Below are 8,616 nucleotides of genomic sequence, written 5' to 3'. Positions count from 1 at the left end.
GGCTTGTATGTCCGGCTCAGCAGCTGGAGATTTTGCGGCTCCTCCCAGCAATTCGTCAAGCCAGCGGCACGAGGGATGCTGGGCACAGAAGGTCAGGGCAGCGATTGTGATCGGCACACCGATGAACGCGCCGAAAATGCCCCATAAAAAGCTCCAGAAGAACACGGCGAACAGGACGACCGAGGGCGAGATTGAAAGGGCATTGCCGGATACACGCGGCTCGACATAGCTCCCCACGATGAATTGAATCACATTGAGACATGCGAATACCATGATCACCGATTGCCATGACGCGAATTGCGTCGCCGCAAATACAGTCGGGAACACCGTGGCGATGAGTGGACCGATGAAGGGGATGTAGTTCAACGCAAAAGCGATAACGCCCCATTCGGCCGCAAGCTGGAGGCCCACCAGCTTCGCAAAGCCCCAGACGAGCAGGCCCGTGATGAGACTCATCTGTGTGCGGACCAGCATGTAGCGACGGATCTTCGCGGCAGTGATCACGCTCCCATTGTAGAGCACGTTCCCGATGTCACGGTTCCCCATCGAACGGGTCTTTCGACCGAAATCGTCGACTTCCAGCAGGCCGAGGATCACATAGACGAGCACCACCAGCCAGAAGCTCACCGTGTTGTTGAGGCGGCCGGTGAGGCCCTGCGCGGTGCGCAGAAGCCAACCGACGTTGAAATGCTCCGACCACAGCCCGGCCACCGCGATGCCATGCCCTTCGAGCCAGGCGGCCGCTTGATCGTAAAGGAGCTGGAAGCGTCCGGCGTCGTTGACGATCCAACGGCCTACCCGGCTAAACGCCCAGACGATGAGCGAACCGAAGGCGAAGAATACGACGACCATCACGATCACCGTGAGGGCGAGCGCCACCAGCTTTGGCAAGACTCCCTGCAGGCCCTTCTGCAAAGGCCACATGATGGCAATGATGAAAAGCGCGAATGCAACGGGCGCGAAGACCGAGCTCGCCAACGACAACGCAACGACGGTCGCGATCGTGGCCATCAGAACCAGGGCCGCATGGTGAATTCGATCGCTCGTCATGAAATGGTCCAGATCGTTACAAGGGTCCGTTGCGTTGGAAGAGACTGAAGCGCGCCGTCGCAGCCGCCCTTGGTGTATTCGGAAGCGATTCCGGCGGCATTCATCGCTCCTGCCGAATTGCCCGAGATCTCGTCTATGACTAGCCAGCCTTCCTCCAGAAAGCGAGCGAGGACGCCCCAGGTGAACGCCCCGTGCGCGCCTCGGCCCTGATGGGCGAGGTCGATCGACAAGGGGTCACGATGACCGCGAGCGTCGTGCGGTTTCAATGCTTTCTCGGGCGATGCCGATTTGATCACGTCGTGCTCACCGATTGCTTGAGTTGCGTCACCGCGATTTCACCAGCCCGGAAAACCCCGCCACCGCGAGCAGGCTGAGGACCCATCCCACGATGGATTGGAAGTGTAAATAGTTCAGCGCAACTGTGCCGAATGGCTCCGATGGATTTGGTCGCCAGTATGCTTTTTGGTCCATCTCCAGGACGGGCAGCAGTGCGTCCACAGAGTATATCCATGCATTGAATCCGGGATAGCTCGACGCCTCCGTCTGGCTTCTGAAGCATGAAAGTTGGGTTTGGTCGCTCTCCGCGCGTCCGCTTGCCATCTGTTGGGTCGACGCGAGAAAGCGTTGTTCCGATTGATTCAAACCGCAAAGCGTCCACTCGAGGGAACGCAGGACAACAGGGCTGTTCGGTTTGAAGGCGCCCTGCCCCTCCGCATACCCGAAAACCGCCACGCCAAGCGCCCAGAAAAACGCGAGCCAGACGAAGGCAAGCAGGGGCTGACGTCCGTAKGCGACCGTCACCCTGAGAATGCCGTCCTTGATCGCGAGAACTGCGCGCAAAAGAGGATAACGAGCACGCTTGCGACGCGCTTGCCGTTGCAATCGTTCCTTGACGATGAGAACCGAGCGCGCGTCCTCGTCGTGCCCCATTTCTCTAAAGACGGACGCGAGCTGCTCGTATGGCTGCGGCCAGAAATCTTCGCCCCAACGTTCTGGAGATTGCCGCGATAGCCAGTCCAACCGACTATCCGCATCGACCGGGCCATCGATGAAAGCGCCGTAGCGGCAACGGTTCAACAAGAGATCGCCCTGTTGCGGCCAGCACTGCGGTTCGTCATGCACTGTGCCGACCGATGCACCTGTCAGGTTCAACAAACCTTTTACGCCGGCACCCTTGCGCAGGAAGAAAGCGCCCTCGATCTCGGCGCGACTCAACTGCAGGGCGTCGCGGCCGGGGCTGGAAAGAACGGCGGCGGCGCAGTCCAGGTCTCCCGCGATCCTGGAACCCGGCAACCTGACGTCTCCGTCGATGCTGGTCGCGCGCAGGATGACGCTACCGCCAACCTCGATCGTGTCGGCGGCGATCGCAACCTCATCGGGGCGAAAGACGACGGCGCCGGCACAATCGAAATCGGCGACGACCCGTGCGCCCGACAGGTTGATGCCGCCACGAATGTCGGCCCCTCGAAAGAATATGCTGCGAACCTCGAGGCCTTCTGCGCTGATCCCATATCGGCCGATCGACAGGACGGTCGCACCGTCACACACGAGGTTGCCGCCCAGACGCGAACTGGTGAGTCTCATTTCCCCACTGATATGAGCTCCGCGCAAGTAGATCCCGCCTCGGGTCTCGAGACGCTCCGCAAAAAACCCCGGAAGGGAAGATCCGTCCAAGAACAGACGATCGATGATGGCAGATCTTAGGATTGGAGCGGCATCGAAGCGGCAGTCTTTCAGTCCGATGTCTCTGAAAATCCGGCATGCCTCAAGGTCGAGGGTTCCCCTGATCCATGCTCCGGTCAGTCTGATGCCCTTCTCGTGCGGCCGGCAGCCTTCGTCGCCTCCCAGCAGGAGGAAACGAAGAAACGGAGCGCGGATCGCGCGAGCCGGGTCGTCCGATTCCGGCCGGGAACCATCCCCCAGCCGATCGAAATCGCCGCTGTGAAGTCGCGCGACAACCTCCTCCTCGGCCGGAAGAAGGGGCCGGAAGTCATCGAGGCTGGCTGTCGCGGCCGGCCAGTAAGCCGCCTCCCCTCCCGCCGCCACAATCCTGTCACCCATCATTTGACCGCGGGTTCTGGTGTCGTGGCCGCCAACGCCTCACGCAACGCGGCTTCCTTCGTTTCGTCGAACGAGGTGCGCATGAGCACGCCGCCGACGCCCTTGAGGTCGGCAAGAACCTTGTCGGTCGTCATCTTCCGGATGAGGAGGAAGAGTCCCGCCGTACCTGGTTGCAGTGAACCCGCCGCATCCTTCATGAATTGATCGTCGATCCCCGCGTCGCTGAGTTTACCGCCGAGAGCGCCTGACGCCGCGCCTAGAGCCGTCCCAAGGAGGGGCATCATGAAAATGAAGCCGACCAACGTGCCCCATAAAGCCCCCGAGGCGGCACCCGCTGCCGTCGCATTCACCAGCTGATTGAGCTTGATATGACCTTTCGGGTCCTTGACCACGACAACCGCGTCGCCCAGCTCGATGAGATATTCCTTCTGGAGGGAAAGGACTTTCTGGCGGACCTCTTCGGCCTTCTGCTCAGTCGGAAATGCCACGAAAACGAGATCACTCATAGGACCACTCCCCTGTTGTGAGTCTTCCGACCGCCGCGCGCCTCAGGCATACTCAAGGCTGCCTCAGCGGCGCGATTGATGAGGAAATCTGCAAGAAGGGCGACGAGGCAATCAACCTTGTTTTCTGGCTGAACCGCACCGGAAGCCGTCTCTTCGATATCCAGGTAGCCCCATGAATAGGTTTTCGCGGAACAACGCAGCAAGCTCGCGGCCCTCATGGCATCAACGTCCCCCGTGCTGGCTCGATAGCTTTCTATCCGGTCGGTACGATCATCCCACAGGTGAAGCCGCCAGGCACGCCCGCCTGATTCCTCAGTCGATTTCAGGAGTTCCGCAGCCAGCGTGTTGTCGTTGGCGTACAGGTTTCTCGCGCCGACTGCCGCGACGCTCGCTGCCAACGTGGCGATTCCAATCACGGTGGAAGGGACAAACCGCTCGGCGTAGGTGAACATATCGCGCAGGCCGGATCGAAGCTCGAAATGCCTGTCGCGCGCGTCGAATTCCCGACTCGACACAAGTGTGACGTCCAGGTCGGATGGGCACACATTCCCTCGCTTCGCACATCCGGCCGCAGTAACGAGACCGATGACGTTTATGGGCAACCTCAGTCGCGCGACTGCCTTCAAGACGCCGAGAACGCTGCTAGCGCCATTCAAGGTGACGGGAGTTCCCGCCCCGGCGAGCACAATGGGGCGGTTCTTTGCTCTTCGGCCCTTATAATGCATCACGATCATCTTCGCGTTTGCCGGCGTTTCGCCAGCTGATGGTGGGGTCTGTCTGCCGATGGTCCTAAGCGGATTTCGTTCGAGAACCTCCACGGGGAAGCGGAACTCTTCACCCATCGCCTTAGCGGCGTTCGCGAGGGCGGATGTCGTGGGCAGTTGCCCCCCCGGATCGTCGAGATCCTTTGAAAGCGCGATCCCCTCGGCTACCGCCAAGCCTCGGCGCAGGGCCCCCACGAGCTCGGAGGTGAGCGTCGTCGGGATGAGAAGCATGATGCTGCGCGCGCCGCGGGCATTTCGATCCCAACTGGAGGACTGCGATCCGGGCAGCACAATTCTGTGGTTGTCGTCCGCAAGAAAACGGCCTGCCTGTTGGACTGACCATGCAAGGGAACGGCCGGGAACCAGGTTCTCGACAAGGGTCACGACAGCCTCGGAGGCGACGCCCTCCCCGAGGGCTCTTGCGGTTGCTTCCAACACTTTCCGATAGGCTTCGTCCGAAAAACTCGCGGCACTCCCCAGGCTGACGAGCAGGATGCGCACCGCTGCGGCCCCCGGTAAATCCCGCACCAGCAACGTCGCGCCAGGGGCAGACCCAATTTCACCACGTCGGACGATATGCGATAGCCTTCCATTCGTGAGATGGTCCACCGCCTGGGCCGCCCCGCGAAGTGGTTCACCGGCAAATATGCCGATGACAAGCAGCTCCGTTCGAAGCTTCTCAGCGTCCCCGACTGCTTGCGTGATCTCCATGTGTGTCCTCTGCAACGGAAAGCATCATGCCTTTGATCGGAGACAGGACTGGGAACAGTCACGGCCATCGCGATTGTTGAAGGCGCCATGTGGCTACCCGGAACGCGCTGTCCCTTTTTTCGTAAGGTGCGAGGAGGCGAACTTCGCGTGTGAAACGCGCTTTGGCTGCTCGGCGTCCGAGAGCTTTCTCGGGTTGCGTGGCAAGCGGCGCGACTTTCTGGCCGGGATGGAGGGCCTGAATGCCGCCCGAGACGATGGTGTCGGCCGGCTCCAACCCCTGCGAAATAATCACGCGTCCAGGATCGAAGCGCAGGACGTCCACAGCACGAAGAGAAACTGTCGATGTGTCTGGATCGACGATCCAGACCGCAGGCGACCGACCTGATTGAGTGAGAGCGCTCGCCGGAATGGCAACGATCACCGTGGAGGTGAGCTCCATCGTTCCGGTGACGGTCGACCCTAGCCGCATGGCATCCGGCGGATTCTGCAGGCCGACCCGGACCAGGAATGTTCGGGTTACGGGATCGGCTTGTGGCGCCACTTCGCGCACTCGGCCGTAGGCAACCACCGACGGGTCGGCGGCGAGAACGACACGGATCATCGCCCCGCCTGTTTGCGTTTCCAGCAGACGCGCCGGAACGTTGAAGGCCGCGTCCCTTCCATCGTCGCGAGCCAGTTGCACGACGACCTGACCAGGCTGCACGACCTCCCCCGGCTCGACGCCACGGGCGGTCACCACACCGGCGACGTCCGCGCGAAGTTCCGTGAACCCCACCCGGTCGCGCGCCCGCTCGACCTGTGCCTCTGCATCTTCAAGCCGCGCTTGTGCGGTTTCCTGTGCATGGAGGGCCTGTTCGAAGCGCGGGCGGGTTGTGAAGCCTTGAGCCATCAGTTGCTCCTGGCGTTCGAACGTACTGCGCGCCGTATTGACCTCCCCGCGCGCCGCCGCAAGGCCCGCCTTGGCGGCGCTGAGCGCATTCTGCTCGGTCTGCGGGTCCAGCCGGGCCACAAGCTGGCCGGCCGCCACGCGATCTCCGACATTCACAGGGCGCTCGACGACACGACCGCTGATACGAAAGGCGAGTGCGACGTTCTTTTCCGCCTGGATCTCGCCGGAGAGCTGAACTTCGTTGGTGAGCTTGCTCGCCTCTACGGAAAACACCTGAACGGGTCGTCCTGCACCGGGCGGCCGAAACCCTCCTGAAGCATAAGCTCCCGCACCCGCCGATCACGTTGTTGTTCACCGTTCGCGAAGAGAGCGGCCTCCACGGTGCCCGCGAACTGAACCCCGCCGATCTCGGAGGGGCAGTCATGTGCATCAATGTTGACGGCCAGATGTCCTCCGACCTGCTCATCGGCGCTGTCGGACAGGAGAACTGGGAAGTCGAGATCACAGGCAAGGCATCCCATGCCGGCGTTGCTCCGGAGAAGGGTATCTCTGCCACCATGGTTGCCGCTCTGGCCCTCGCCGAAGCTCGGAATGCGGGCTGGTTCGGCAAAGTCGTCAAATCAGACGGACATGGCACCAGCAACGTCGGCATTTTCGGTGGCAAAGACGGAAAAACAGCCGCCGGCGACGCCACGAACGTGGTCACCGACTATGCCTACATAAAGGGCGAAGCGCGAAGCCCGGAATCAGCCTTTGCGACCAAGATCGCCGACGGATACCGCGCAGCGTTCGCCAAAGCGCAGAGCGAGGTAAAGGATCACGAGGGGGCGACGGCCGAAGTGGCATTTCGCCAGCTTCCTGCCTATCCGCCGTTCAAGTTGGATGAGAAAGCGCCGGTCGTGCAGCGCGCGACAAAGGCACTGAAGATATTGGGCATCGAACCGACCTACGTGTTTTCGAATGGAGGCTTGGACGCCAACTGGCTGGATAAGCACGGTGTCCCCACCATCACCATCGGATCGGGCCAGGCCGAAATCCACACCCTGAAGGAATATGTCAACTTGGCCGAGTTCGAAAAGGGTTGTCGCATCGCGCTCTTGATGGCGACGATCGAGGACTGAACTGTCGACAACAACGTGGCCGTTCGGCTGGAACCAGGACGACACGGTGCAGATGTAGGCGCGCAGCTGGTACACGACGTGGCTCCGCGTGGCCCCCATAAGGAGCTAAGCGATTGAGCCCCATAGCGTATACAGCCGCCATCATCGCCGTTGCGGTCGTCCTGTTCGTCTGGAACAGGCTGCCGGTGGTTTTCGTCGCCATGGGAACGGCACTGGCGCTCTGGGCGACGGGGGTTCTGACCTTAGGCCAGGCACTGGGAGGTTTGGGAGACCCCGCCGTCATCTTCATCGCTTCCCTCTTTGTCGTCAGCTCCGGGCTTGAGATGACGGGGGTTACTGCCTGGGCGGGACAGCTCTTGATCCGCGGAGCGGGTGAAGAAAGCCGCACGCGCCTTCTCCTCCTGACCATGAGCCTGGTTGCAGGCTTGACGGCGTTGATCAGCGTCAATGGCGCGGTCGCAGCGCTGTTGCCCGTGGTGGTGGTCATCGCCGTTCGATTGCAGCGGAAATCCTCGCAGCTCCTGATGCCGCTGGTGTTCGCCGCGCATGCGGGATCAATGTTGGCCCTCACCGGTACCCCGGTCAACGTGCTGGTATCGGAGGCAGGGTTCGACGCACAGGTCGGGGCATTCGGCTTTTTCGAGTTTGCCCTCGTGGGCGTGCCGCTCCTCGCGGGCACGATGGCCATCATCGTGCTGTTCGGCCAACGTCTCCTGCCCGAACGCAATGGCGCCACGATGCCCGCCGATTTCAGCCGCCACGCCAAGACGCTCGTCGAGCAATACGGCCTCGCGAGCGGCGTCTACCAAATGCGGGTGCGCGCTACCTCGCCCTATGTCGGCGGTCCGGCTTCCGCGATCGACCTGACGGCTTTTCCTGGGCTCCAGATGGTCGCAATCCAGGAAGGTGACATGGTTTCCCCCTTGCGACGGCCTGTGCTGGCCGAGGGCGATAATCTGCTGCTGCGTGGCGACGCGGAAGCGGCCGCCGCCTTTGCCGGACAGATGCATCTGGCGTTTCGCGAGGGCGCGGAGGCGGGCCAGGGTGAAGAGACGCTTTTCAATCGCCGTTCCGGTCTGGCGGAGGTCGTCATTCCTCCCCGCTCGGGACTGATCGGCCAGACCGTCTTTCCCGGCATGGTCACCGATAGCGGCGATCTAATCGTTCTGGCCGTTCAGAGAGCAGGCGCGGAAATCGTTGCTGACAAATCGCGACAGGCCGGTGGCGGCATCGTGTTGCAATCCGGTGATACGATGCTGCTCCAAGGCACGTGGAAGGCGCTCGACATCCACCTCAGCGACCCGGATGTGCTTGTCGTGAGTTCGCCCGAGCTGGTGCGACGTCAGGCCGTGCCCATGGGGCCTGGAGCGCGGCACGCGGTTGTGATCCTTTTCGGCATGGTCATTCTTCTCGCGACGGGGGTCGTACCGCCCGCAGTGGCGGGTCTTCTCGCCGCGGGCGCCATCATCCTCTCGGGTATCATGACGGTCGAGCAATCCTACCGGGCCATCAGC

Annotated in this window: 7 protein-coding genes and 1 pseudogene; 2 read left to right on the top strand and 6 right to left on the bottom strand. The window is 61.9% G+C overall.

Annotated features, from left to right (window positions below):
- The 6 genes from AC1DVM_RS21650 to AC1DVM_RS21625 form a co-directional block, all read right to left on the bottom strand.
- Positions 1 to 1,050 (bottom strand): AI-2E family transporter (locus tag AC1DVM_RS21650; RefSeq protein WP_477257945.1); only part of this gene is annotated, 1,050 nt, incomplete at its 3' end.
- Positions 1,047 to 1,346: a patatin-like phospholipase family protein gene (locus AC1DVM_RS21645; protein WP_477257943.1), complete on the bottom strand. Its 300-nt coding sequence runs from the start codon at positions 1,344 to 1,346 to the stop codon at positions 1,047 to 1,049. The genes AC1DVM_RS21645 and AC1DVM_RS21650, both read right to left, overlap by 4 nt.
- Positions 1,347 to 1,374: 28 nt before the next feature.
- Positions 1,375 to 2,661, bottom strand: coding sequence for a hypothetical protein (locus AC1DVM_RS21640; protein WP_477257941.1), 1,287 nt, complete (start codon positions 2,659 to 2,661; stop codon positions 1,375 to 1,377).
- A 449-nt stretch (positions 2,662 to 3,110) separates the two neighbouring features.
- Complete coding sequence (locus AC1DVM_RS21635; protein ID WP_477257939.1) at positions 3,111 to 3,617, bottom strand: DUF1269 domain-containing protein; 507 nt, start codon at positions 3,615 to 3,617, stop codon at positions 3,111 to 3,113.
- A complete protein-coding gene (locus tag AC1DVM_RS21630) occupies positions 3,614 to 5,092 on the bottom strand; it encodes a M17 family peptidase N-terminal domain-containing protein (RefSeq protein WP_477257937.1) in 1,479 nt (492 codons plus the stop codon). Before AC1DVM_RS21630 ends, AC1DVM_RS21635 begins: the two co-directional genes overlap by 4 nt.
- A gap of 58 nt (positions 5,093 to 5,150) precedes the next feature.
- Positions 5,151 to 6,254: an efflux RND transporter periplasmic adaptor subunit gene (locus AC1DVM_RS21625; protein ID WP_477257935.1), complete on the bottom strand. Its 1,104-nt coding sequence runs from the start codon at positions 6,252 to 6,254 to the stop codon at positions 5,151 to 5,153.
- Positions 6,255 to 6,280: 26 nt separating this feature from the next.
- Here AC1DVM_RS21625 and AC1DVM_RS21620 point away from each other — a divergent pair.
- Both AC1DVM_RS21620 and AC1DVM_RS21615 read left to right on the top strand, forming a co-directional pair.
- Positions 6,281 to 7,102 (top strand): annotated as a pseudogene (locus AC1DVM_RS21620) (M20/M25/M40 family metallo-hydrolase); the annotation flags it as partial.
- Between the two features lie 113 nt (positions 7,103 to 7,215).
- On the top strand, positions 7,216 to 8,616 hold a 1,401-nt coding region (locus tag AC1DVM_RS21615; protein ID WP_477257933.1), incomplete at its 3' end, for an SLC13 family permease.

This window comes from Microvirga sp. P4_A5, assembly GCF_056402495.1.
The sequence above is the reverse complement of the archived record's forward strand: the minus strand, read 5'-3'. Positions and strand labels throughout refer to the sequence as shown.